This window comes from Winogradskya humida, from assembly GCF_016862215.1.
GTDB classification, from domain to species: Bacteria; Actinomycetota; Actinomycetes; order Mycobacteriales; family Micromonosporaceae; genus Actinoplanes; species Actinoplanes humidus.
In genome coordinates this window covers 70,343-94,005 of the sequence record NZ_BOMN01000102.1, presented here as the reverse complement: position 1 = coordinate 94,005, position 23,663 = coordinate 70,343, and the positions used below count along the sequence as shown (strand labels likewise).

Genomic DNA, 23,663 nt, shown 5'->3' with positions numbered 1-23,663 from the left:
AACGTTCAGACCGGGCCCAACGTTCAGACCGGGCCCAACGTTCAGACCGGGCCCAACGTTCAGACCGGGCCCAACGTTCAGACCGGGCCCAACGTCCGGGCTCAGCCCGGCATCCGGACTCAGCACAACACTCAGGCCCCGCCCGAACGCGTAACCGCACCCAGCCAAGCCGTGCCCAACGTCTGAGCCCTGCCCAGACCTTGAGCCCTGCCCAGACCTTGAGCCCTGCCCAACAGCCGGGTTTCCGGAGCCGTCTTTCATCGACGATCCGCTGCTCAGCTCCCTGCGTCAACCCAATCTGCGCACCCGCGAGCTCAGCGCACCCGCCCGCTGGCCACCAGCGTTGTGATCGGCATGGGCGGCGCCGGGATGCGCGGCCCGTCGTAGCCCAGGACTTCGCCGAACGGCCCCGCTCCGCCGTCGTGCTCCGCGGCGGTCCAGGCCTCGCGGGCGGCGACGACCTCGTCGGATGTTCTGGCGACGAAGTTCCACCACATGACGAGCTTTTCCTCGAACGGTTCCCCGCCGAGCAGCAGCACCCGGGTCGGCGGGCCCGCGCTGACGTCGAGCGTCGAGCGGCCCGCTCCGACGTAGAGCAGGGGGCCCGGTTTGAGCGGGGTGCCGGCCGCGGTGGCCTCGCCGTCGAGGGTGAGGAAGGCGTACTCGAAGGTGGGGTTGAGGGGGAGCGAGGTGTCGGTGCCGGCGGCGAGGGTGAGTTCCGCGGCGACCAGCGGGGTGTGGCAGCGGGCGGGGGAGGTCGCTCCGGCGAGTGTTCCCATGAGGACCGTGGCGGTCAGGCCGGCTTCGCGGATGACCGGGAGATCGGAGTGGTGGGCGAAGGCCGGGGGCATGTGACGGTCGGATTCGGGCAATGCGACCCAGAGTTGTACGCCCTGGAGCACCGGGCCGTGCTCAGCCGGCGTCTCCTCGGAGTGCGAGATGCCGCTGCCCGCCGTCATGATGTTGAGCTGGCCGGGGCGGATCTCCTGCCGGTTGCCGAGGCTGTCGCGGTGCAGCACCTCGCCGCTGAGCAGCCATGTCACCGTCTGCAGGCCGATGTGCGGGTGGGGGCCGACGCGCATTCCCGGTGACCCGGCGAGGTCGTGCGGACCGTACGCGTCGAGGAAGCACCAGGCGCCGACCATGCGTCTGTGTTTGCTGGGCAGCGTCCGGACAACGCCCATGCCTCGTGGCCCGCCCAGCGCGACCGGCGCACCCTCCAAAAGCTCGACATTGCTCATGCCGAAACGCTACCGCCGGGGTACGACAATCCGAGCGCCGACGAGCCCTGCCCCCGCAGCGATCATGGCCAGGGTCAGCGGCGCGGTCACCGGGATGCCGAGCAGTGAGGCCTTGTGGCCGGTCAGCAGCCCGCCCAGCCCGACCGCCGAGAGCCCGATGATGCCGAGAGTGCACAACGTGACGCCGATCGCTGCGGGTGCTGCCGACCCGCCCGGTCGCGGGATCGCGGTGTCGAAGCGGCGGAAGGCAAGGACGAAGACCAAGGTCAGGGCCGCCGCGGCCGCGAGCCAGACCGGGCGGGTGAGCCACCAGGCCGCCGTTCCCGGCGTCCCACTGAGGCCAGTGGGAAAGATCGTGCCGGCGGGGAAGATCGTGAGGAGGACGAACACCGCGCTCAGGTGCCAGAGGAATGCGGTCATGGCCAGCCCGTTCGCCGCGATGACGGCCCGCCAGACACGGGCCCGTTCCAGCCATCTCGTCGCGGGCGCGCGGAGCAGCATGGCGGCGCCGATCAGCCAAACCGAGTGGGCCGCGAGCGCTACCGAAGGCGGGGACATGTTCGACATCCGGCTCCCCGGAAGCCCGACCATGGAGACGGGATACGGGCCGAAAACCGTCAGGAGAAGCACGCTTCCCAAACCGAGGAAGGCGAGTGCCGCGCCGTGCCGCTGCAGGGTCCTGTCCGCATAGAAGAAACCGAGCTGGTGTACCCCGCCCCAGACCAGGAGGAGGTTGAGCACAGCCGGCTGGGAGTGCCCGTGGAAGCGCAGCAGGTCCACGACGCCGGCCGCGGCGAGCATCGCGACCGGGACAGCCACGCCGAACCGCCGGTGCAGCCGCAGCATCACCGGCGCCAGCGCGACGAGTCCCAGATAGACACCCAGGAACCACAACGGCTGCACCACCGTACGCAGCCCGAGCCGCACCATGCCCCGATCCTGCCCCGCCAGCCCCGCGGCCACGGCCAGCAGCACCCACACGGCCAGGAAGACAGCCGCGGGACGCAGTAACCGGGTCACGCGTGCCCGCACGAAGTCCGCGTACCCGCCCCCGCGGCGCTCGAGCGACCCGAGCGCCCTGGCGTGACCGAACCCGCCGACCAGGAAGAAGAGTGGCATGACCTGGAACAGCCAGGTCAGCGGTTGGAGCACCGGCACGACGGCGAGAACGTTGGTGATCCCCTCGCCGTCCTCGTCCGGGACGGCCATGAGCCAGTGGCCGCAGATGACGATCCCGAGGGAGGCGACCCGGAGCAGGTCCGCATAGCGGTCCCGGGTCACCGGGGTGCGCGCGGCGAGCGTGGCAGACGTCATGCCTCAACACACTGCCAACGGCGCGAGCTGCGCGGATGAGCCCGCATACCCAAACCGTCAGCAGTACTCACGCATGTGCAGGTGACTCCCGTCGGGCAGCGTGTGGTGCAGCCGGAACGAGGCCTTCCCGGCGACGCGGCACGAGGCGTCGTTGGCCGCGTCGTGGATCAGTTCGAGGTGGCGGAGACCGCCGGTGGTGAGGGCCCAGATCGAGAGGCAGTCCAGCGCCCGGGGAGCGACCCCGCGGCCCCGGGCGTGGGCGGCCGTCCAATAGGCGAGGCCGGCAGCGGGGCCGCGCGGGTCGGGCCTCCTCAACGCCATGTAGCCCGCCACCCCGGGGAGGTCGTCCTCGAGAACCGCGAAGCTCAGCCGCTTCCCGGTGTGCCAGCCGCGTTCCTGGATGTTCAGCCACCACTTCGCGCCCTCGGCGTTCTCGACGTGGAGGCTCGTCCAGCGGCGCAGGGCGGGGTCCCGGTAGATCTCCACCAGCGCCTCGACATCCCCGGCGTTCCAGGGGCGGAGGGTGAGCGCGCCCGCGGTAGGCGTGGCGTCCACCCGCAGGGTGACGGTCATCGGCCTCATCTCATCACGGCGCGACCGTCCCGGCAGGGGTTACCGTTCCGGGATGGAGGTCGACTTCGACGATCCCGGGTTCGTGCGGGATCCGTACCCGGGGCTGGGTGTGCTGCGGCGGCGAGGGCCGGTCAGCTGGCACGAGCCGACCGGGATGTGGGTGGCCGCGAGTCATGCCGCAGCCGACGCGGTGCTGCGGGATCGGCGGCTGGGGCGGTTCTGGCGGGACAGGGAGCCGGCCGCGGTCTGGGAGCCGTTCAACCTGCTGCACCGGCACCAGATGATGGAGAACGAGCCGCCGGTGCACACCCGGCTGCGGTCGCTGGTGGCCACGGCGTTCGGGCGGGGACATGCCGAGCGGTTGCGGCCCGCCGTCGCCGCGGAGGCAGCGGCTCTGGTCCGGGCGGCCGGGACCGATTTTGATCTGCTCGCCGATGTTGCCGAGCCGCTCGCGGTGACGGTGATCGCGGAGCTGCTGGGGGTTCCGGCCGCTGACCGGCATCTGCTCCGGCCGTGGTCGGCCGCGATCGTGCGGATGTACGAGGTGTCGCGTACGCCGGAGCAGGAAACCGCCGCGCTGAGGGCGTGCCGGGAGTTCGCGGCGTACCTGGCTGATCTTGCGGCGGAACGGCAGGCCGAGCCGCGTGACGACCTGATCAGCCACCTCGTCGCGGTCCGGGACGGCAGCGACCGGCTCAGCGGGGAGGAGCTCGTCGCCTCGGCGATCCTGCTGCTCAACGCCGGGCACGAGGCCTCGGTCAACGCGCTCGGCGGCGGGATGGTGGCGCTGCTGCGGCATCCCGGTCAGCTGGCCCGGCTGCGGGCGGACCGGACGCTGACCGGGACAGCGGGCGAGGAGATGATCCGGTACGACCCGCCGTTGCACATGTTCGTCCGGACGGCCGCCGCCCCCGTCGAGATCGCCGGTGTCACGATCCCGGCGGGCGGCCAGATCGCCGCGCTGCTCGGGGCCGCGAACCGCGACCCCGGGGTCTTCACCGACCCGGACGGGTTCGACGTGGGCCGCGACCCCAACCCGCATCTCGGCTTCGGCGCGGGCCTGCACTTCTGCCTCGGAGCCCCGCTCGCCCGCATCGAGCTCCAGGCGGGGCTGGCCGCCCTGCTCGACCATGCCCCGGCCCTGGCGCTCGTCGCGGAGCCCGTGCACCGCCCGACGTTCGTGCTGCGGGCCTACACGGAGATCCGCCTGACCACGAGGTGAGCGTTCACTCGAAGAACTTGAGGCTCCAGCCGGTGTCCGTGGGAGAGCCCGGCACGTTGGCCCGGCTGTAGGTGATGGAGCCCCACCACAGGAACGTCCCCGTGTACCAGGAGCGGTTGGCCCACGAGTACGGCGTGCCCTTCGGGACGGCGTGGAACATCAGCGGGAAGCGGGAGCCGGCCGGCGGGCTCGTGTTGATGTCGCCGTTGAGCAGGACGAACGTGTGGTGGCCCGGGCCGTTGACGTTCAGGGTCGGGTCCCAGCCGGTCATCATGGTCGCCCGGTTGGAGCCGAAGAGGCAGCCGTTCGACTTGTACCAGTCCCAGACGTACATGGGGTCGCCGCCGGCACGCAACCGCAGGTCGGCGATGCAGTACTGGTCGCTCCAGCTGCCGTTGGCCGAGTAGGTCACGTGGAGCTGGCCGCTGGGGTCCTTGATCGCCTCGGGGCCCTCGTTGATGAAGGGGTTTCCCACGATCCTCTCCCAGCTCTCGCGGGGCTGGGAGATGACCGCGCGGGCTCCCGTCGCCGCCGTCGGGCTCGTCATCCTGGCGATGTAGAGGTTCTGCTCCACATTGGTGGTGCCCGCCCACCCGGACCAGACGAAGTAGCGCTGCCCGTTGAAGACGAACATGGTGCCGTCGATGGCCCAGCGGTCGTCCGGGAGGTTGAGCTTGGCCGCCGCGCCGTAGCCGCTGTCCGCGGTCGCCGAGCTGATCACGTACATGCGGTGGGCGGCGCCGGTGCCCATGGTGAAGTAGATGTAGTACCGGCCGCCGTCGACGTGGATCTCGGGGGCCCAGACCTCGCCGAGGCCCTGGCTGTCGGTGAAGACCTGGCGCACGGTGGCGGCGGCGAGGGCGTCGGGGGAGGCGGCCTGGCGTACCCCGATGCCGCCGTTGATCGACTGGACCGAGATGTAGGTGCCACCGACGCGGAGCACGCTGGGGTCGGCGGCGCGGATGGCGGTCTGGGCGGCGTCCGCGCCCGTCGCGGAGGTCACGGTCTGCACGGCGAGGCCGAGCACGCCCGCGAGCAGCAGGGCGGAGAGGCCGGCGAACCGGCGGGAGATCGTCATGGTCACATCCACGGTCGGCCGCCGGTTTCGACGCCTGCCGGGTGGGGGCCCGCGGGGGACGGCGTCCGGGCAGAGGATGCCGCGAGGCGGGCACGTTGGGGGAGCACCCCTGACCTTCGCGAACCGCGAACGGGCCGCAACCCGAGCATCGATCCGCAGGTGAGCGATGTCAATGCATCGAGATATATCCAGCTCTAAACTTTCTTTACGCCTCGTCCGGCTCGGGCGTCCGGCGGTTGTGGCGAGCCGGACGATCATGGAAGTCACTACGATGGGGTGGGCCGGCCGGGGGTAGTTGCGGTACCCCCGGCCGGTTCTGCGCCTGTGCCGGGGCGACGTGATGAGGGGGCGGGCGCCGCTGGTGCTACCGCGGCGCGCCGAGGGTCGCTGAGCCGATCACCTTGGTGATCGAGACCTCGATGACGACGCGTTGCGGGTTGGGGCGTGGGGTGCGGTAGCGCTCGGCGTAGCGCTTCTCGCCCTCCGCGACCGACTCCGGGTCGTCGCGGATGACCGCCCGGCCCTCGATCGTGGCCCAGCGTGCGCCGTCGACCTGGCAGACCGCGACCCGCTCGGCGCCGGCGAGCACGTGCCGCACGTGGACGGCGGTGCGCGACGAGATGACCCGCAGCAGGCCCGCCTCCCGGTCGACCGTCGCGCCGACCGGCACCACGTGCGGCGACCCGTCGGCGCGCAGCGTAGTCAGCGTGCACAGGTGCCGCTCGGTCCAGAAGTCCACCACCGCCGGCGCGTTCAGATCCAGCCGCCCGCTCACGCCGTCACCATGGGCAGGACGCCCGTGCGGACGGCGTCGACCAGGCGGGCGTGGTCGGATTCGACCTGGTCCGCGTAGGCGCGGGCGAATCTGCTCAGCATGTCGTCCAACTTGTCGCTGCCTCCGATGTAGCCGGCGATCATCGACGCGCCGCTGGTGCGGGCGTGACTCTTGGCGAGCAGGTAGCCGCAGATGCCGGCGTAGTCCTCCAGGGCCGAGGCGTTGATGTCCTCGATGACGATCGCGCCCTTCATGTCCCGGAACTGCCGCACGTAGAACTGCAGGTCACCGACGGTTGTCCAGCCGAGCAGCGGATCACTGACCGTCTGCAGCGCCTGCTGGTACTCCACGACGCGCTGGCCCTGGTGGCGGTGCCACGCGGCCTCGCCGTGCTGATGCTTGGCGACGACCGAGCGACGGGCCTGCTTGAGCTGCAGGAAGACCACGTCGTCGGGGCTGCTGCCCTCACACAGCGCAACGTACGCCCGGAGCCCGACCGACCCGACCCCGACCACCTTGTGCGCGATGTCCACGATGCGATACCCCGCGAGAATGCGCGCCCAGTGCGGGGGCAGCGTGTTGAGGTAGCCGTCGAGGGCCTCCGCCAGCAGGTCGAGGTCCTCGTCGGTGGGGCGGGTGATCAGCGGCGGCTCCTGGACGAGGCGGGCCGTGCCGTCACGCTGCTCGGTGAATCGGGGCAGCGCCCGGTCGCTCGTGCGGCGGCGAGCGCGGCGGGCCGCCCGCTCGATCTCCTCCTTGAAGCTCTGCTTGCTCGCCGCCTTGCGCATGTCGTCGACGTCGATCGTCTCGAAGGAGCGGGCCAGCAGCGGCATCGCGGCGAGGTGCCCGATCTGCTCGCGGTATTCCTGCACGCAGTGGCGTACGGCGTCGGCGCAGTCGTGCTCGCGGAAACCGTTCTGCCGGCCGGCTACGTACACGCTGGTCACGAGCCTGCGCAGGTCCCACTCCCAGGCGCCGGGGTGAGCCTCGTCGAAGTCGTTGAGGTCGAAGACGAGCTCGCGCTCGGGGGAGGCGTAGAAGCCGAAGTTGCCCAGGTGCGCGTCGCCGCAGATGACCGGGGTGATGCCGGTGTGCGGGAGCGTGGCGAAGTCGTCGGCCATGATGTTCGCCGAGCCGCGCAGGAAGGCGTACGGGCTGGCGACCATCCGCCCGACCCGCACCGGGATCAGCCAGTCGAGCCGCCCCTCGTGCGCGTCGGTGAGCTGGTCGATCGGGTCGGCCCGGCCGGGCGCGGGGCGCCACTGACCGAGATCCGAGCGCGGCGCACGGTCGCGCAGGGAGCGGCCGAGCTCGTAGCGCTCTTTGCGCGGCCGGGCGGGACGGCGTAGAGAGGAGAAGCCGTCGTCGCGGCCGGTGCCGAGCACGACATGGCCGGAGGCGGGCGGGATCGGGATGGCGTCCATCACCGCCGAGCGTACGCATCCGGTGGCAACTCAGCGCGACAGGGCGTTGACGCGGCGCTTGTTATCGCTAACAATGCATCCGGGTTCCGAATCGTGGGACACACATCGTGTCCCCGGGATGTCCCTTTTTGAGCGCTACGATGCGGCGACCGCGGTTTGTCACGCGGTCACGACCGGGACGAGGTGCGGCGATGGATCTGCGAGCAGTGCGCAGCCCCGCGATGACCGATGTCGCCAAACTGGCGGGCGTCTCCCATCAGACTGTCTCCCGTGTGCTGAACGATCATCCCAATGTGCGTGAGCAGACCCGCCTGCGGGTCCGTGCGGCGATCGCCGAGCTCGGCTACCGCCCCAACCGTGCGGCCCGGGCCCTGGTCACCGGCCGTTCCCAGCTCATCGGCATCGTCGCGCAGAACAGCACGCTTTACGGCCCGGCATCTCTGCTGGCCGCGTTCGAGCAGGCCGCGGCCGAGGCGGGCTTCGCGGTCAGCGTGGGCAGCGTGGGCCGGATGGACCGCGAGTCCATCGCCGGGGCCGTCGAGCGCCACCTCGACCAGCGGGTCGCGGGTCTCGTGGTCATCGCCCCGGTGGCCTCGGCCGACGACGCCCTGGACGACATGCCGGACGACGTTCCGCTGGTCACGATCGACGGGGACCCCGCCCGCTCGCGCGCCCTGGTCACGGTCGACCAGGCAGCCGGCGCCAGGCAGGCCACCGAGCTGCTGCTCGCGGCCGGGCACCGCACGGTCTGGCACGTCTCCGGCCCACCCGACTGGTACGACGCGGCCGGGCGCGCCGACGGCTGGCGTTCCGCGCTCGAAGCCGCAGGGGCCGAGGTCCCGCCGGTGGTCGCGGGGGAGTGGTCGGCCTCCTCCGGGTACGCCGCCGGTCGGATGCTGGCCCGGATGCCCGAGGTCACCGCCGTCTTCACCGCCAACGACCACCAGGCTCTGGGCCTGCTCCGGGCGCTGAGCGAGCACGGCCGCCGGGTGCCCGACGACGTCAGCGTCATCGGCTTCGACGACGTCCCCGAGGCGGAGTTCTTCATCCCGCCGCTGACCACGGTGCGGCAGGCCTTCGACGCCGTCGCGCAGGCCGGCCTGGAGCTCCTGCTCGCCCAGATCTCGGACGAGGCGCCGCTGGCCGAACAGATCGTCATCGCACCCACCCTGGTCGCCCGGTCCAGCGTGGGACCGCCCCCGCACCGCGTCTGAGCAGCCCGGGAACGGCCTGAGACCGGCGTCGCAGCCCCTGTGAGCGGCGTCATTTCGCCAACATTGCAGCGTTGTTGCCGGAGAACTGTTGACACGCGTTTTGTTAGCGCTCACACTCGATCCACGCCGCCCGGTGTGTGTCCTGTGACACCCCGGTTCCCCCGTCGCGGAGGTACTGCTCGATGTCCGTCGCACCGTCCGGGTCCCCTGTGACCCCGGGATCCGCAGGCGGTGCCGATCGGCTCGATGACCGGCGGCATGACTTTTTCGGCCGCGGCGAGCACCGGATCATGCGCACACTGAACACGATCCGGCCGTCGTACGCCCGCACCAGGAACGTCTATGGACAGGAGCCCGCGAAGTGAAGCCCCAGATCTGGTTCCTGACCGGTAGCCAGCACCTCTACGGCCCGGAGACCCTCGACCAGGTGGCCTCCCAGTCGCAGCAGATCCAGCAGCTGCTGATCGACGGTGGCATCGGCGCCGAGCTGATCGGCAAGCCGGTCCTCACCGACAGCGCGGCTATCCGGCAGGTGATGATCGAGGCCAACGCCGACCCGTCGGTCATCGGCGTCATCGCCTGGATGCACACGTTCTCCCCGGCCAAGATGTGGATCACCGGGCTGGATGCGCTGCGCAAGCCGCTGCTGCACCTGCACACGCAGCTCAACCAGGCGCTGCCGTGGTCATCCATCGACATGGACTTCATGAACCTGAACCAGGCCGCCCACGGCGACCGCGAGTTCGGGTACATCCAGACCCGCCTCGGTGTGGCCCGCAAGACGGTGGCAGGGCACGCCTCGGACCCGGCGCTGGTCGCCCGGATCGAGGGCTGGTCCCGCGCCGCCGCCGGTGCCGCCCACCTGCGCGGCCTCAAGCTCGCCCGCTTCGGCGACAACATGCGCGGCGTCGCGGTCACCGAGGGTGACAAGGTCGAGGCCGAGCTGAAGTTCGGCGTCTCGGTCAACACGTACGGCGTGAACGACCTGGTCGAGGTGGTCGACGCCGTCGACGAGAAGGCGATCGACGAGCTGGTCGCCCAGTACGCCGACGACTACGTGCTCGTCCCCGAGCTGGCGAAGGACGGCACGCGGCACGACTCGCTGCGCTACGCCGCGCGGATCGAGGCCGGTCTGCGCCAGTTCCTGACCGAGGGCGGCTTCGGCGCGTTCACCACGAACTTCGAGGACCTCGGCGGGCTCCGTCAGCTTCCCGGCCTGGCGGTGCAGCGGCTGATGGCCGACGGGTACGGCTTCGGCGGCGAGGGTGACTGGAAGACCTCGGCGCTGCTCGCGGCCGTGAAGGCCATGGGTACGGGCACCGGCCGCGGCACCTCGTTCATGGAGGACTACACCTACCACTTCGGCCCGGGCGAGCAGAAGATCCTCGGCGCGCACATGCTCGAGGTGTGCCCGAGCATCGCCAGCGCGAAGCCGTCCTGCGAGATCCACCCGCTGGGCATCGGCGGCCGCGAGGACCCGGTCCGGCTGGTGTTCGACGCGAAGGCCGGCGACGCCGTGGTGATCGGCATCGCGGACATGGGTGACCGGTTCCGCCTGGTCGCCAACACCGTCGAGGTCACCGCCCCGGACGAGCCGCTGCCGGCGCTGCCGGTGGCGCGCGCCGTCTGGAAGCCGGCCCCGTCGCTCTCCACCTCCGCCGAGTCCTGGCTGACCGCGGGCGGCCCGCACCACACCGTGCTGACCCAGGCGGTCGGCGTGGAGCCGCTGCGGGACTTCGCCACCATGCTGCACACCGAGCTGCTCGTGATCGACGAGCACACCACGACCCACGACTTCGCCGACCGGGTCCGGTGGAACCAGGCGTATTACCGCCAGTACGCAAGATAGGTAAGTAAGTAACGCCCTGCTAACAACAGTGTCGAGAAGTGTTCACTTCTGATCGGACGTGCGTGATAGTCATCTCACTTGTGCGTGCGTACCGATCGCAAGAGTCCTTAGAGTCCTTCAGGGAGAAACGATGAAGTTCACCCGGCTCGCGTCGGTGGCCATGGCCACCACGCTGGCGGCGGCCATGGCCGCCTGCGGTTCCAGCGAGAAGTCCGTCGACCAGGGCAGTGGCGCCACCGACAACAAGGGCGCCCTGATCGGTGTGACGATGCCGACCCGATCCTCCGAGCGGTGGATCAGCGACGGCGACAACGTCAAGAAGCAGCTCGAGGCGCTCGGTTACAAGGTCGACCTCCAGTACGCCGAGGACGACATCCCGACCCAGACGCAGCAGCTCGACAACCAGATCACCAAGGGCGCCAAGCTGCTGATCATCGCGTCGATCGACGGCACGGCGATCACCACGCAGCTGGAGAACGCGAAGGCCGCGAACATCCCGGTCATCGCGTACGACCGCCTGATCCGCAACAGCCCGAACGTGGACTACTACGCCACGTTCGACAACAACAAGGTCGGCGTGCAGCAGGCCACCTCGCTGCTGACCGGTCTCAAGGTCCTCAACGCGGACGGCTCCGAGGGCACCGCCAAGGGCCCGTTCAACGTCGAGCTCTTCGCCGGCTCGCCGGACGACAACAACGCGACGTTCTTCTTCAACGGCGCGATGAGCGTGCTCAAGCCGTACATCGACAAGGGCACCATCGTCGTCAAGAGCGGCCAGACCGACTTCAAGCAGGCCGCCACGCTGCGCTGGCAGCCGAAGGTCGCGCAGGACCGCATGGAGAACCTGCTGACCTCGACCTACCGCAGCGGCGCCAAGGTCTCCGGCGTGCTGTCGCCCTACGACGGTCTCTCGATCGGTATCCTCTCCGCGCTGAAGAGCAACGGCTACGGCACCGCCGCGCAGCCGTTCCCGATCGTCACCGGTCAGGACGCCGAGGCCGCCTCGGTGAAGTCGATCATCAAGGGTGAGCAGTACAGCACCATCTACAAGGACACCCGCGCGCTGGCCAAGACCACGGTCGAGATGGCCGACGCGGTCCTGCAGGGCAAGACGCCGACCACCAACAACACCACCGACTACAACAACGGTGTCAAGGTCGTCCCGTCGCAGCTGCTGGACTCGGTCATCGTCGACAAGTCGAACTACAAGGCTCAGCTGATCGACACCGGCTACTACACCGAGGCCGACCTGAAGTGACCGACTCCGACACCATCCTTCGGATGCAGGACATCACCAAGACGTTCCCCGGCGTCAAGGCCCTGCAGGACGTCACGCTGGACGTGCGCCGCGGAGAGATCCACGCGATCTGCGGGGAGAACGGCGCAGGCAAGTCCACGCTGATGAAGGTGTTGTCGGGCGTTTACCCGCACGGCTCGTACGACGGAGAGATTCTCTTCGACGGCGAGCCGTGCCGGTTCGCCGGCATCCGCGACAGCGAGCACAAGGGCATCGTCATCATCCACCAGGAGCTGGCGCTCGCCCCCAACCTCTCGATCGCGGAGAACATCTTCCTCGGCAACGAGCAGGCAACCCGCGGGTTGATCGACTGGAACAAGACGAACGCCGCCGCCGCGGAGCTCCTGCGCCGCGTCGGCCTCCGCGAGAACCCGACCACGCAGGTGGTCGATCTCGGCGTCGGCAAGCAGCAGCTGGTGGAGATCGCCAAGGCGATCTCCAAGCAGGTCAAGCTCCTGATCCTCGACGAGCCCACCGCGGCGCTCAACGACGAGGACTCGGATCACCTGCTGGCGCTGCTGCGCGGCCTGCGCGACGAGGGCATCACCTGCGTGATCATCTCGCACAAGCTCAACGAGGTCATGGCGATCTCGGACCGGGTCACGATCATCCGGGACGGGCGCACCATCAAGACCATGGACCTCGTCGCGGACGAGGTCACCGAGGACAAGATCATCTCGGGCATGGTCGGCCGCGACCTGGACAACCGGTTCCCGCCGCACGAGTCGCACGTCGGCGAGGAGGTGCTGCGCATCGAGGACTGGACGGTGCACAGCCCCACCCAGCACGGGCGGGTCGTCGTGCGCAACGCCAGCCTCAACGTGCGCCGCGGCGAGATCGTCGGCCTCGCGGGGCTGATGGGTGCCGGGCGTACGGAGCTGGCGATGAGCGTCTTCGGCCGCTCGTACGGCGTCGACATCTCCGGCAAGGTCTTCCGCGACGGCAAGGAAGTCCACCTCAAGTCGGTCCAGGACGCGATCAGGCACGGCATCGCGTACGCCACGGAGGACCGCAAGCGGTACGGCCTGAACCTCATCGAGGACATCAAGCGCAACGTCTCCGCGGCGGGCCTGAAGAAGCTCGCCAAGGGCGGCTGGGTCGACGACAACGAGGAATTCAAGGTCGCCAACGAGTACCGCTCGTCGATGAACATCAAGGCGCCCAGCGTCGGCAGCATCGTCGGGAAGCTCTCCGGCGGCAACCAGCAGAAGGTCGTGCTGTCGAAGTGGATCTTCACGGATCCCGAGGTGCTGATCCTCGACGAGCCGACCCGCGGTATCGACGTCGGCGCGAAGTACGAGATCTACACGATCATCAACCGGCTCGCCGACGAGGGTAAGGGCGTGCTGGTCATCTCCAGCGAGCTGCCCGAGCTGCTCGGCCTCTGCGACCGGATCTACACCCTGGCGGAAGGCCGGATCACCGGAGAGGTGAACCGCGCCGACGCCACCCAGGAGGGTCTGATGACCCTGATGACGACCCACGGAACGGAGGTCGCGCGGTGACCAGCGTGGCACCAACCAACGCGGACCTCGCGCTCGGCACGCCTTCGGCCTCCGAACCGGGTAACTCCCCGCGCAAGTTCAACATCAATCTGCGCGAGAGCGGCATCTACATCGCGTTCGCGCTGATCGTGGTGCTGTTCGCCATCCTCACCGGCGGCGACCTGCTCGCACCGCAGAACATCAGCAACATCATCATCCAGAACTCCTACATCCTGATCCTGGCGATCGGGATGATCCTGATCATCATCGCCGGCCACATCGACCTCTCGGTCGGTTCCGTGGTCGCGGCGACCGGCGCCTTCGCGGCCGTCATGATGGTCAACTGGGACATTCCCTGGCCGATCGCGCTGCTGGTGACACTGGTCTTCGGCGGTCTGATCGGTGCGTGGCAGGGCTACTGGATCGCGTACTTCGGGATCCCGGCCTTCATCGTCACGCTCGCCGGCATGCTGCTGTTCCGCGCGGTCACCCTGATGATCCTGGGCAACCGGGGCATCGGCCCGTTCCCGGACGAGGTCCGCACCCTGACCAACGGCTTCACCGGCGGCTACCTCGGCAACATCGGGCTCGGCAGCCTCGGCGGCGCCGACCTGTTCAGCATCATCGTGGGCCTGCTCGTGGTCGGTGCCATCTTCTGGAGCCAGTGGCGCACCCGCGCCGGCCGGCAGAAGTACCTGCAGGCCGTCGAGCCGTTCGGCATGTTCATCGCGAAGATCGTCGTGGCCGCGGTGGTCGTGATGGCCGTGATCATCCAGCTCGCCCGGTTCCGCAACCTGCCGTGGGTGCTGGTGCTGCTGGCCATCCTGGTCATCGGCTACTCGGTCGTCACCAACCGGGCGGTCTTCGGCCGCCAGATCTACGCGGTCGGTGGCAACCTGCAGGCCGCGACGCTCTCGGGCGTCAAGGTCAAGGGCGTCGTCTTCTGGCTGTTCGTCAACATGGGCGTGCTCGCGGCCGTCGCCGGTATCGTCTTCGCGGGCCGCCTCAACCAGGCGAACCCGACGGCGGGCAACTCGTTCGAGCTCGACGCCATCGCGGCGGCCTTCATCGGCGGCGCGGCGGTCCAGGGCGGTGTCGGCAAGGTCGTCGGCGCCATCACCGGTGGCCTGATCATGGGTGTCATCAACAACGGTATGAGCCTGATCGGTGCCCCCAGCGAGCAGGTCATGCTCGTCAAGGGCGCGGTCCTGCTCGCCGCGGTCGCGTTCGACGTCTGGTCGAAGCGCCGGGCGGGTGCCTCCCGCTGAGGCAGGAGACGCCGATCGAAGACTCCGCGCCGGTATCGGGAGATGAGACGGTGCCGGCGCGGACCTGACTCACGCCGCGGACCCGCTTGGTGAGGCGGAACCCGCGGCGGGAGGGTGATAGGGGATAAAGGGCGGTGGCTGCTTACGCGGCCGCCGCCCTTTCCTGTCGTTCACACGTATTGCCGAACGCTTCATGAAGAGTAGATTGAGCCAGATCGAACGAAGGCCGGTAACACGTCTGTACCCGGGCTGTAACGTGCCCGCACGTGGCCCACGACATCGCTGCGTCGCTGCGTCACTGGGTCGCTGCGACTCTGGGTCGCTGCGTCACTGGCGAGGCCGCCGATCGGTTACCTCATTGATCTTTCGAGGACGGCGGGCCGACGATGTGGAAGAGGCGGCAAGTGTGGCGGCCACCGCCCACTGCTGTGGCGAAGGCACCGCTCAGCGCGTTCGGCGTGCACGACGGCGGCGGTGACTACCAGCCCCGCGACTACGACGGCGACATCACCCGCGCGCTCCGCAGCCGCCGCCCCCTGACGCTGGTGCACGGCGGCCGGCTCGCCGGATCCAGCCGCGCCCTCGCCGAAGCCGCCCGCCGCCACCTGCCCGACCACGTGCTGCTCGTGCCGATCCCCGACCCCGGTGTCCCCCTGACCCAGTTCGTCGCGGCGGCGGCCCGGCGGCTGCGCCACGGCGACCGGGCGGTGCTCTGGCTCGACGCGCTCACCCCCGGCCTGCTCGAACAGATCGACGCCCGGCTGCTCAGCACGCTGCCCGAGGGCCTGCGCATCTGCGCCACCGCCGACACGGAAGTCGTCACCGGCTCCCACGTCCCCGCCCCCGTGACCAGCGCGCTCTCCCAGCACGCGGAGATCGTCGCGGCGTCCGGGCGTACCCGTAAAGGGATCGAGGAGCGTGACCGGGTCGCCGAAGCCCTCACCACGGCCACCATCGAGCAGCGCGCCGTGCTCCGGATCATCACCGACTGGGGCCGCATCGGCATGCCCGGCCGCCTCGACCGCGGCCTGCTCCGCCGCCTCCACGGCGCCACCCCCGACCTGTCCTGGGCCCGCTCCACCCGCCTCGTCGAGGAGTTGCCCGGCGGCCACCTGCGCCCCCACCCGCTGCTCGCCGTGGTCACCGAGGGCAGCATCTGCGACGCCGTCTGGCGGCACGCCTGCGACACATTGGACGGTGCCACACGGCTGCGCGTGGCGCTCAGCGCGTACGACAGGGGGGAAGTCTCGGACAGCCGTAAGTGGTGCGCCGAGCTCGCCGCCACCGGCGACCCCGCCCTGGCCCCCGTGATGCTCCTGCTGGGCAGCATGACCCTCGACGAGGGCGACACCAAGGCCGCCCGCGCCTGGTGGCGCCGCACGGTCGACACCGACCACCCGGAAAGCGCCCCACCCGCGATGAAGGCCCTCGGCGACCTCGACCGCGAGGACATGGAATGGGACCTGGCCCGCTACTGGTACCACCGCGCCCTCGGCACCGGCCACTCCGACGTCGCCATGTCGGTCATGCTCGGCCTCGCCAAACTCGAAGAGGAAGCCGGCGACCCCGAAGCCGCCCGCCACTGGCGCCAGCAGGTCCGCCGCTTGCGCTGATCCGTCCGTGCCGGGGAGCGACCGGCGGCCCGGCGCGGAGGCCGGGCCGCTCCTGATCAGTCGTCGTCTCGCTGGAGATCCTCGTCGTGCAGCTCCCGCAGGCGCCTCTCGACGTCGATCCGGGCCTCCAGGGCCGGCACGGCGGACCTCGAAGCGCGGTCCAGTAGCCGGTCCAGCTCGGCACCGGCCGAGTCGTCATGGTCCATCGCCGCCCTCCCTCCCGGTGTGCATCAGCTCGATGAGCTTCCGGCGAGCGTGCCGCAGATTCGACCGTACGGTGGCCACGTTCTGGCCGTTGATCGCGGCGATCTCGGCGGGCTCGAACCCGTCCATCGCGAGCGCGAGCACCTCCCGCTGCGCCGCCGGCAGGGCGCCGAGCAGCGCGATCACCCGTGTCACGTCCTGGTCGAACGCATCGTCCAGCCTGCCGTCACCCGCCGCCAGCCTTTCGGCCTCCCTGCGGCGTGTCGCTTTCGCCCTGGTCCGGGCAAGCTCCCGGCGCACAGCCATTCTCGTGTACGCGAACGGGTGCCCGACGTCCGCCCAATGCCGCAACGCGGTCCGCATCGCATCCTGGGCGACGTCCTCCGCCTCGGGCACGCAGCTCGCCCCGATCCGGATCGCGAACCAGGTCAACGGCCCGAAATCAGCCAGATAGTACGCATCGAACGTCTCCGGTTTCCTCGACGGCTGCTCACCCATGACGCACTCCAAACCTTCGGCGGTGGTCGGCTCCCCCGAGCGCCACCCACGTGTCGCAGGTTCATCGGCATCACCTCTCGTTCCGGAAGGCGCGAAATGTTTGAGCTGTCCCTCGAACGGCACCCGGTTGCCGCCGGGTGCCGTATGGGTTCGTCTTCTTTGCTCCGCCCTCGCACCTTCGTTTGCCAGGTTTGACTCAAAGGTGCGGCCGGCGGCCTCGGCGTGCAATGCGCCGGGAGGGTTTCTTCCACATCGGCACAACGACGGCGACCGTGGCGACAACCGCGGTGATGGCCGTGACCACAAGCGAGCCGGACATCACGTAAGCCCCCGGCACCGCCATCAGAGCGACCTGCACCACCTCGCGGTCCATCCCGAGCCCCTCCCGTAGCGAAAAGCACCTTCGCCGGATGAGTGCGCGAGTCAGGGCAGGCGTGCAGTTCCCACCGGTCTTTCACGGTCGCGACGGGGACGAGAGGATAAAGGCTGCGGGCGGCCTCGTGCAGGGCGCGCGACAACGGCACCCTGCCACGTGCCCAGCGTCGCCGCTTTCGCGTCGGTCAGCGGGCGATGGCCAGGCCGAAGGATGACGGGCTGATCTCGGGGAAGATGCCGGACAGAGTGCCGATGCCGCAGCGTTTCTGGAGGATCTCGCCGATCACCGAGCGGTAGTCGGTGGTCGCTGCCAGGTCGCCGTCGGCGAGGGCGGCAGGCGCCAGGGTCGGCCACTTCGTGTAGACCTTGCCGCCGCGGATGCCGCCGCCCATCAGCAGCATGGCGTTGCCGTGGCCGTGGTCGACTCCGCGGGACGCGTTCTCCGCTACGCGGCGGCCGAATTCGCTGACCGTGACGACCGTGACGTTCTTCATGCCGGTCGGGCCGAGGTCGGCGGCGAAGGCGGCCAGGGCGAGGGAGACGTCGTAGAGGGTGTCGTACATGCGCTGGCCCTTGACCGCGGTGCCCAGGCCCTCGTGCATGTCCCAGTCGCCGGAGTCGACGGCGGCGACGGTCAGGCCGGCGTTGGCCTTGATCAGGCGGGCGACGTCGCGCAGGGCGTCACCCAGAGCAGTCTTCGGGTACGCGGACCCGTTGGCCGGTGTGTACGCCGAGGCTCGCAGTGACGTCGTGGCGGTCAGGGCGGCGTCGGCGGCGAGGGCCGGGCCGGACAGCAGCGGGGGCGCGGAGGCGTACATGGCTCGCAATGCCGCCGCGACCGGGCGGTTCTCGCCCTCGCCGGAGAGGGTGAACGTGTCGATCGACTTCATGGAGACGTCCACGGCGGGGCCGGTCAGCAGGCGGTGGGGCATGGCGGTGCCGAGGGAGACCCCGGCGAGCGGGCCGGTCGCGCCGGTGATGCCGAGCATGCGGTCCAGCCAGCCGGTACGGACGGAGGTGCCCGCGGCGGCGCGTTCCATCTCCTCCATGGCGTCGAAGTGGGAGCGGCTGGGGCTGGGCTGGCCGACCGCGTGGACGGCGGCGAGCTGGCCGTTGGTCCACATCGGGAGCAGCGGGGCCAGGCCGGGGTGCAGGCCGAACATCGTGTCGCCGGCGATCGCCTGGCTCTTGGGCAGCGCGATTCCCGGGCGGGCCTTGTAGTACTCCGGGTCGCCGATCGGGGCGATCGCGGACAAGCCGTCGAAGCCGCCGCGCAGGGAAAGGACGACGAGCGTGTCGCCGGTGTATGTGCCGGAGGCGTACGCGAGGCGGGTGGAGAGACCCTCGCCCACCAGGCCGGTCAGGGCAGCCGTGCCGCCCGCGGCCAGCAGGCCGCGGCGGGAGAAGCCACTGCAGGAACTCACGATGGTCACCTCAGCTGGAAGGTCGGCGAGTCGAGGACCAGGGCGGCCAGGTACGGCACCTGCCCCTCGAGGTACTTGTCGGTGCTGGTCACAGGACTGGTCGGCAGCTTGCCCACGACGCTGAGCACGGCGGCGGTGTGCTCGGCCGGCAGCCTGGTGCCGGCGAGGCTGACGCTCATGGCGTCGACCATCCCGCCGTACGTGGCGGGCAGGACGGGCACCAGGTACTTCAGCAGGTCAGCGGGGCGGGTGAGCTGCTTGGGGTACCAGCCGGCGGCGAGGTTGAGGTGGTTGTTGCAGCGGATGAGGTACGCGGACGGCGACGCCCACGCCTGCGCCACGTCGGGGAAGCCGTTCGGCGGGCTCCAGCGGAACGGCGCGTTGCCCGCGTTGACGGCGTTGTTGTAGAGGGCGTTGAGACCCTCGATGCCGGCGGCGTCCGGCTTGAGGCCCAGCGCGCGGACGGTCGCGGTCAGGTCCTCGAACGGCGTGCGCAGCTTGCGGCCGGTCGACGCGGCGAACTCGGGGGACAGGAACAGTGCTCTGAGGACGGGAGTGATCGCTGTGCCGTTGTCCAGGTAGACCTTGGCGAGCTTGGTGACCAGGGACGGGGGTGCCTCGTCGGCGACGTACCGCAGGCAGAGCTTGGTGGCGAGGCGCTGCGCGGTGGCCGGGTGGGTCGCGAGGTGGTCGAGGAACGCGAGGGACGCCGCCTCGCCACCCTCGGCGGTGGCGTTGGCGTGGCTGAAGCCGAGGATCGTGACGGCGCCGGTGGCGTGCTTCGACGCGTCGTACGTGTAGAGCCCGTCCGCGGTCACCGTCAGACCGCTGAGCAGCCGCGCCGCAGCCTTCACGTCCGCCTCGGTGTAGATCAGGCCGACCGTGTGCAGCTCCATCAGCTCGCGGGCGTAGTTCTCGTTCGGCGCCGACCTGGTCGACGACTTGTTGTCCAGGTAGTTGAGCATCGCCGGGTGCCGCGCGGACGCCTTGAGCATGTCGGCGTAGCGGCCGAACGTGTGCTTGCGGGTCACCGAGCGGTCGTAGTCGGGCCGGTTGTCCCAGACCCCGCTGGACGGTGACGTGATGTGCAGGTGGTTGGCCCAGAACGCCGCCACCGACTCGAAGAGCTGACGGTTGCTCCAGATGGCCCGGGCCACGGCTGCCCGGCCCAGGTCACCGAAGGCGTCCCAGGAGTATTTCGGGAGCTTCGCGCGTACCGTGGGAATGTCGGCATTTGCCAATGGCAGACGCGTGAGCAGCGCGTCCAGGTCTCCATCCGCGATCGTGGCGGGGTTGAGCTGGCGGTCGAGCCAGCCCGCCGCGCCCAGGCGGGTGGCCTCGGCGAGCGCGGCGGGGGTGGGACCGAACGTCGCCCGGCGCAGCAGGTGCGCGATCGGGTCGGCGGCGGGCAGAATTACGGGCGCGGCGGCGCTGGCGGGGGCGGGCTCGAGCACGAGACCGGCGGCCACAGCGGTGGCACCCCCGAGAACGGCACGGCGAGTCGTCGTCTGCATGCCAGACCCTTCGGCCCGTACGCGGGGACGAGTCGCACCGGCAACCCAACGCTAACGCCCCGCAATCCACCCGCACCCGTCGCTTAGAAGGCCGTGCGGACGTACGCTCAGTCCTGTGGATCACATCGATGCGGTACGGACCCCCGCGTCCTGGGTCGTGGTGGGTCTGGACAACGGCGGCACCTGCAACAACGCGACCGTGCTGGACGCGACCGGGCAGTTCCTGGTCGACCAGCTCGTCGAGAACCCGAGCCTCGTGCAGGAGGGCCCGGAGTCGGCGGTCGAGTCCCTGGCCCGCGCGTTCACCGCCATCCTCGACCTGACCAGCACCCCGCTGAGCCTGGTCCGTGCGGTCGGCCTCGACACCCCCGGCCCGGCCAGCGCCGACGGCGTCATCTCGTCCAAGGGCTCGACCAACTTCTCCCAGGTGTCCTGGCACGGCTTCGACATCCGGGGCGCGCTGGAGAGCCGGCTCGGCCTGCCCGTCGTCTACGCGAACGACGCCAACGCCGCCGCCCTCTACGCCCACCACCGCCACTTCGGCACCACCGCGATGGAGAATTCCTCGGTCGCGGCGATCGTCGGCACCGGCCTCGGCGGCGGCGTCGTCGAGAGCGGCAAGGTCGTCAGCGGCGCCGCGGGCATGGCCGGCGAGCTCGGCCACGTCCAGATCCCGCTGCACGGCGTCCTCGAGGACGGCCAGCCGATCCCGCAGTGCAACTGCGGTTTCGAGGGCGACGTGGAGAGCATCGCGTCGCTCACCGGCATCGCGAAGAACCTGCTGCCGTACTGGCTCACCCGTTTCCCGGACCACCCGCTCGCCGCCGAGCCCCTCGGCCGGGCCGCGAAGCTGCTGCGCGGCTACGGCGAGAAGCAGGACCCCCTCGCCCTGGCGGTCTTCGGCCAGCAGGCCCGCGCCATCGGCAAACTCTTCACCATCGCCGCCAACTTCACCGACCCGGCCGCCTACTTCCTCGGCGGCGGCGTCGTGGAAGCCGCCCCCCACTTCCGCCAATGGTTCCTCGACACCGTCCGCGACCACACCCAGCTCCGCCGCGAGCAGCGCGCCGCAGCCACCTTCGCCCTGGTCCCCGACCTGGACATGGCCGGCGCCCGCGGCGCCGCGGTGGCAGCCCTCGACACCGTCCCCGTCTGACCTTCTATCTGCGCGGGACCCAGAATTCGACCTCGGTGCCCTCGCCGGGGCGGCTGTGGATGGTGGTGTCGCCGCCGAGGTCGGTGATGCGGCCGCGCATGGACTGGGCGACGCCCAGCCGGCCGTTCTCCGCGGCCTCGGTCAGCCGGTCCGGGGCGAAGCCGGCGCCGTTGTCGCGCACGGAGACCCGTACGCCGTTGCCCTCGTCCTCCAGCAGGATCCAGACGTGTGTGCCGGCCCCGGCGTGGCGGCGCACGTTGTCCAGGGCCGCATGCACGGCGGCGGTCAGCTCGGTGACGGTTACGGCGGGCAGCATGACCGGGCCGGCCGGGGCGGCGACCTCGATCGACGCGGAGGCCAGCACGGACAGGGCAGACCCCAGATCGGCATCGGCCGTACGCGGCTGAGCGGTCCTGCCCGTGAGCAGGTTCCGCAACGCGATCTCCTGCGCGCCGGCGAGCTCGGCCAGCTGGGCTCCGGAGCCCCCGAGCTCGGAGCCGTGCCGCTGCACCAGGGCGAGGACCTGCAGCACGCCGTCGTGGATCGGGCGGGCCAGCCGGTCGCGTTCGGCGTCGGCGGCTTCCCGGCGGATCTGCTCCGCGTGCCGGCGTTCGGCGCGACGGGCCGCGAACTGCTGGGCGAGCCCCAGGCCGCCGAGGGCCGAGCCGCCCACGAGCAGCAGCACCGCCGAGGTGTTGAGGTGCAGGACCGGGTTCAGGTACGACGAGGTGGGCAGGCCGTCGTGCAGGTAGGTCACGGAGACGGTCTGCGCGGCGGCTCCGGCGAGCACACCGGTCACCGGGCCGAGGATGGCCGGGAGGGCGCCGCGGGGTGCCAGCACGGTGGCGGTGGTGCCCACCGTGGCCGTTGCCGCGGCCGCGATCACGATCAGGAGCAGGGCCGCCGGGATCGCCTGCCGCTGGGTGGCGAGCTTCTCCGGATGGCCGGTCGTCGCGGCGTACGCGATGAGCATGGTCGTCGCCCCCACCACCGTGAGCCCGGCGGCCAGCGGGATGCGCCACCTGCTCGCGGCCGCGGCGGCGCCCGCCACGGCGCCGGCGAGGACGGTCAGCCAGCGCGTGGTGTCGGAATACGCCAGCGCCGTCAGGGCGAGGATCGCCGGTGCCAGCACGGCCACCTGCACCGTGGCCGCGGTGAGTGCCCCGCTCCGCGGCGGAACAGGCTCTGCGCGCGGGCCAGCACGCCGATGATCGCGAGGAGATAGTGGGGAGACCCGCTGAGCTGGAGCAGCGCGGCGACCCCGAGCAGGCAGGGCCAGAACCGCAGCAGGCACAGCGCGGCCGCGGTCGTGACGATCGCGCCCCAGCCCGCCGCACCGACCCCGCCGAAGAACGGTGGCAGCCCTCCGCCGTATGCCGGTGAAGCCTCCACCGTCAGCAGCAGCGCCCCGCCGATTCCGCCGAGGACCACCGGCTAGCCGCGGTCACGTCGCATTCGTCAGCACCCTGTTCGATCGGTAGACAGTGGACCTCGCCGGTCGCCGCGTCACGCCCGGATGCGGCAGCAGCACAGGCCGGCCGCCCGGACGATACTCGAAGTGCCACCATTCGTTCTCGTAGATCCGGTGCAGCCCGTAGCGCGCGCCGTACCGTTCCAGCCAGCGCGCCCCCTCGACGGGCCGGACGTCCACCGCCGTGCCCGCGACGTGCCGTGACTCGCCGGGAGGCAGTGCCCGCAACCGGGCCGCTTCGAGAGAACCCTCGCGCCGGATCGCGTCGGCGAAGATGCGGGCCTGCCGCTCAGCCGGCCGGTGCCCGGACGTGACCCCGATCAGCTCGCCGTGGCGCCACAACGCCCTGCTCCGAGCCGCCTCGAGCGCAGCCCTGGTCTCGGCAGTCAGCCCGGCCAGTCGCTCGGCCGGAAACCGGAACGCCATCGCCCACCGGCACCCCACGTGTGCAGCGCGCCGCCCGGCGACCACGAACGCCACCGGCAGAAACACCAGCGCCAACCCCAGAGTCATCATTTTGTACGCCGCATCGCGCGATCGCCCGGCGTCGGCCGCACTCATCACACCCATCCACCGCGCGGCCCGGACCACGACCAGGCGTCCACGGCCGGTCGCCACTCGTCGATGGCGGAACCGGCGCCGCGGGGATTCGATGAACGTCATGCGACG

The 23,663-nt window shown here is 70.5% G+C and carries 22 protein-coding genes; 8 read left to right on the top strand and 14 right to left on the bottom strand.

Annotated elements, in window-relative coordinates; all coding sequences use genetic code 11:
• Positions 1-314: 314 nt before the first annotated feature.
• Genes Ahu01nite_RS36000 through Ahu01nite_RS35990 form a run of 3 tightly spaced genes read right to left on the bottom strand, consistent with a single transcriptional unit; the run spans position 315 to position 3,128 of the window.
• Complete coding sequence (locus tag Ahu01nite_RS36000; RefSeq protein ID WP_239159405.1) at positions 315-1,241, bottom strand: pirin family protein; 927 nt, start codon at positions 1,239-1,241, stop codon at positions 315-317.
• 9 nt (positions 1,242-1,250) lie between these two features.
• Positions 1,251-2,555, bottom strand: coding sequence for an acyltransferase family protein (locus Ahu01nite_RS35995; RefSeq protein WP_203841191.1), 1,305 nt, complete (start codon positions 2,553-2,555; stop codon positions 1,251-1,253).
• A gap of 57 nt (positions 2,556-2,612) precedes the next feature.
• A complete protein-coding gene (locus tag Ahu01nite_RS35990) occupies positions 2,613-3,128 on the bottom strand; it encodes a GNAT family N-acetyltransferase (RefSeq protein WP_203841190.1) in 516 nt (171 codons plus the stop codon).
• A 52-nt stretch (positions 3,129-3,180) separates the two neighbouring features.
• On the opposite strand from Ahu01nite_RS35990, the gene Ahu01nite_RS35985 reads away from it, so the two are divergent.
• Positions 3,181-4,350: a cytochrome P450 gene (locus Ahu01nite_RS35985; RefSeq protein ID WP_203841189.1), complete on the top strand. Its 1,170-nt coding sequence runs from the start codon at positions 3,181-3,183 to the stop codon at positions 4,348-4,350.
• A 4-nt stretch (positions 4,351-4,354) separates the two neighbouring features.
• On the opposite strand, the gene Ahu01nite_RS35980 is transcribed toward Ahu01nite_RS35985, so the two are convergent.
• The 3 genes from Ahu01nite_RS35980 to Ahu01nite_RS35970 all read right to left on the bottom strand — a co-directional run bounded on the left by Ahu01nite_RS35980 (position 4,355) and on the right by Ahu01nite_RS35970 (position 7,627).
• Positions 4,355-5,428, bottom strand: a complete 1,074-nt coding sequence (locus Ahu01nite_RS35980; protein ID WP_203841188.1) for a glycoside hydrolase family 43 protein — start codon at positions 5,426-5,428, stop codon at positions 4,355-4,357.
• A gap of 364 nt (positions 5,429-5,792) precedes the next feature.
• Positions 5,793-6,203, bottom strand: coding sequence for a pyridoxamine 5'-phosphate oxidase family protein (locus Ahu01nite_RS35975; protein WP_203841187.1), 411 nt, complete (start codon positions 6,201-6,203; stop codon positions 5,793-5,795).
• On the bottom strand, positions 6,200-7,627 hold the full coding sequence (locus Ahu01nite_RS35970) for a DUF2252 domain-containing protein (RefSeq protein WP_203841186.1): 1,428 nt from the start codon (positions 7,625-7,627) through the stop codon (positions 6,200-6,202). Before Ahu01nite_RS35970 ends, Ahu01nite_RS35975 begins: the two co-directional genes overlap by 4 nt.
• A 191-nt stretch (positions 7,628-7,818) precedes the next feature.
• On the opposite strand from Ahu01nite_RS35970, the gene Ahu01nite_RS35965 reads away from it, so the two are divergent.
• From Ahu01nite_RS35965 to Ahu01nite_RS35940, 6 genes are all read left to right on the top strand, one after another.
• A complete protein-coding gene (locus Ahu01nite_RS35965) occupies positions 7,819-8,841 on the top strand; it encodes a LacI family DNA-binding transcriptional regulator (RefSeq protein WP_239159404.1) in 1,023 nt (340 codons plus the stop codon).
• Between the two features lie 361 nt (positions 8,842-9,202).
• Positions 9,203-10,690 (top strand): L-arabinose isomerase, encoded by a 1,488-nt coding sequence (gene araA / locus Ahu01nite_RS35960; protein WP_203841185.1) that lies wholly within the window; start codon positions 9,203-9,205, stop codon positions 10,688-10,690.
• Positions 10,691-10,820: 130 nt separating this feature from the next.
• Positions 10,821-11,948 carry a multiple monosaccharide ABC transporter substrate-binding protein gene (chvE, locus tag Ahu01nite_RS35955; RefSeq protein ID WP_203841184.1) on the top strand — a complete coding sequence of 376 codons (1,128 nt, stop codon included), beginning with the start codon at positions 10,821-10,823 and terminating at the stop codon, positions 11,946-11,948.
• Positions 11,949-11,971: 23 nt separating this feature from the next.
• On the top strand, positions 11,972-13,492 hold the full coding sequence (gene mmsA / locus Ahu01nite_RS35950; RefSeq protein WP_203841183.1) for a multiple monosaccharide ABC transporter ATP-binding protein: 1,521 nt from the start codon (positions 11,972-11,974) through the stop codon (positions 13,490-13,492).
• A complete protein-coding gene (mmsB, locus tag Ahu01nite_RS35945) occupies positions 13,489-14,739 on the top strand; it encodes a multiple monosaccharide ABC transporter permease (RefSeq protein ID WP_203841182.1) in 1,251 nt (416 codons plus the stop codon). Before mmsA ends, mmsB begins: the two co-directional genes overlap by 4 nt.
• A 428-nt stretch (positions 14,740-15,167) precedes the next feature.
• On the top strand, positions 15,168-16,352 hold the full coding sequence (locus tag Ahu01nite_RS35940) for a hypothetical protein (protein WP_203841181.1): 1,185 nt from the start codon (positions 15,168-15,170) through the stop codon (positions 16,350-16,352).
• Positions 16,353-16,408: 56 nt separating this feature from the next.
• Here the strand turns inward: Ahu01nite_RS35940 and Ahu01nite_RS35935 are convergent, their stop codons facing one another.
• The 5 genes from Ahu01nite_RS35935 to Ahu01nite_RS35915 form a co-directional block, all read right to left on the bottom strand.
• Positions 16,409-16,558 (bottom strand): hypothetical protein, encoded by a 150-nt coding sequence (locus tag Ahu01nite_RS35935; RefSeq protein WP_203841180.1) that lies wholly within the window; start codon positions 16,556-16,558, stop codon positions 16,409-16,411.
• Complete coding sequence (locus Ahu01nite_RS35930) at positions 16,548-17,054, bottom strand: RNA polymerase sigma factor (RefSeq protein ID WP_203841179.1); 507 nt, start codon at positions 17,052-17,054, stop codon at positions 16,548-16,550. The genes Ahu01nite_RS35935 and Ahu01nite_RS35930 overlap by 11 nt, the downstream gene beginning before the upstream one ends.
• 196 nt (positions 17,055-17,250) lie before the next feature.
• Positions 17,251-17,427, bottom strand: a complete 177-nt coding sequence (locus tag Ahu01nite_RS35925; RefSeq protein WP_203841178.1) for a hypothetical protein — start codon at positions 17,425-17,427, stop codon at positions 17,251-17,253.
• Positions 17,428-17,614: 187 nt separating this feature from the next.
• The gene (locus Ahu01nite_RS35920; RefSeq protein WP_239159402.1) at positions 17,615-18,853 is read right to left on the bottom strand and encodes a DUF1501 domain-containing protein; all 1,239 of its coding nucleotides are present in this window, start codon (positions 18,851-18,853) and stop codon (positions 17,615-17,617) included.
• Between the two features lie 5 nt (positions 18,854-18,858).
• Entirely contained in the window at positions 18,859-20,367 is a 1,509-nt protein-coding gene (locus Ahu01nite_RS35915; RefSeq protein WP_203841176.1) for a DUF1800 domain-containing protein, read from the bottom strand.
• Positions 20,368-20,482: 115 nt separating this feature from the next.
• Here Ahu01nite_RS35915 and Ahu01nite_RS35910 point away from each other — a divergent pair, with 115 nt between their 5' ends.
• The gene (locus Ahu01nite_RS35910) at positions 20,483-21,523 is read left to right on the top strand and encodes an ROK family protein (protein ID WP_203841175.1); all 1,041 of its coding nucleotides are present in this window, start codon (positions 20,483-20,485) and stop codon (positions 21,521-21,523) included.
• A 4-nt stretch (positions 21,524-21,527) separates the two neighbouring features.
• On the opposite strand, the gene Ahu01nite_RS35905 is transcribed toward Ahu01nite_RS35910, so the two are convergent.
• The 3 genes from Ahu01nite_RS35905 to Ahu01nite_RS35895 are packed head-to-tail and all read right to left on the bottom strand — an operon-like array spanning position 21,528 to position 23,657.
• Entirely contained in the window at positions 21,528-22,667 is a 1,140-nt protein-coding gene (locus tag Ahu01nite_RS35905; RefSeq protein ID WP_203841174.1) for a sensor histidine kinase, read from the bottom strand.
• Positions 22,628-22,954: a hypothetical protein gene (locus Ahu01nite_RS35900; protein ID WP_203841173.1), complete on the bottom strand. Its 327-nt coding sequence runs from the start codon at positions 22,952-22,954 to the stop codon at positions 22,628-22,630. The genes Ahu01nite_RS35905 and Ahu01nite_RS35900 overlap by 40 nt, the downstream gene beginning before the upstream one ends.
• 13 nt (positions 22,955-22,967) lie before the next feature.
• On the bottom strand, positions 22,968-23,657 hold the full coding sequence (locus Ahu01nite_RS35895; RefSeq protein WP_239159401.1) for a D-alanyl-D-alanine carboxypeptidase family protein: 690 nt from the start codon (positions 23,655-23,657) through the stop codon (positions 22,968-22,970).
• Positions 23,658-23,663 lie beyond the last annotated feature (6 nt).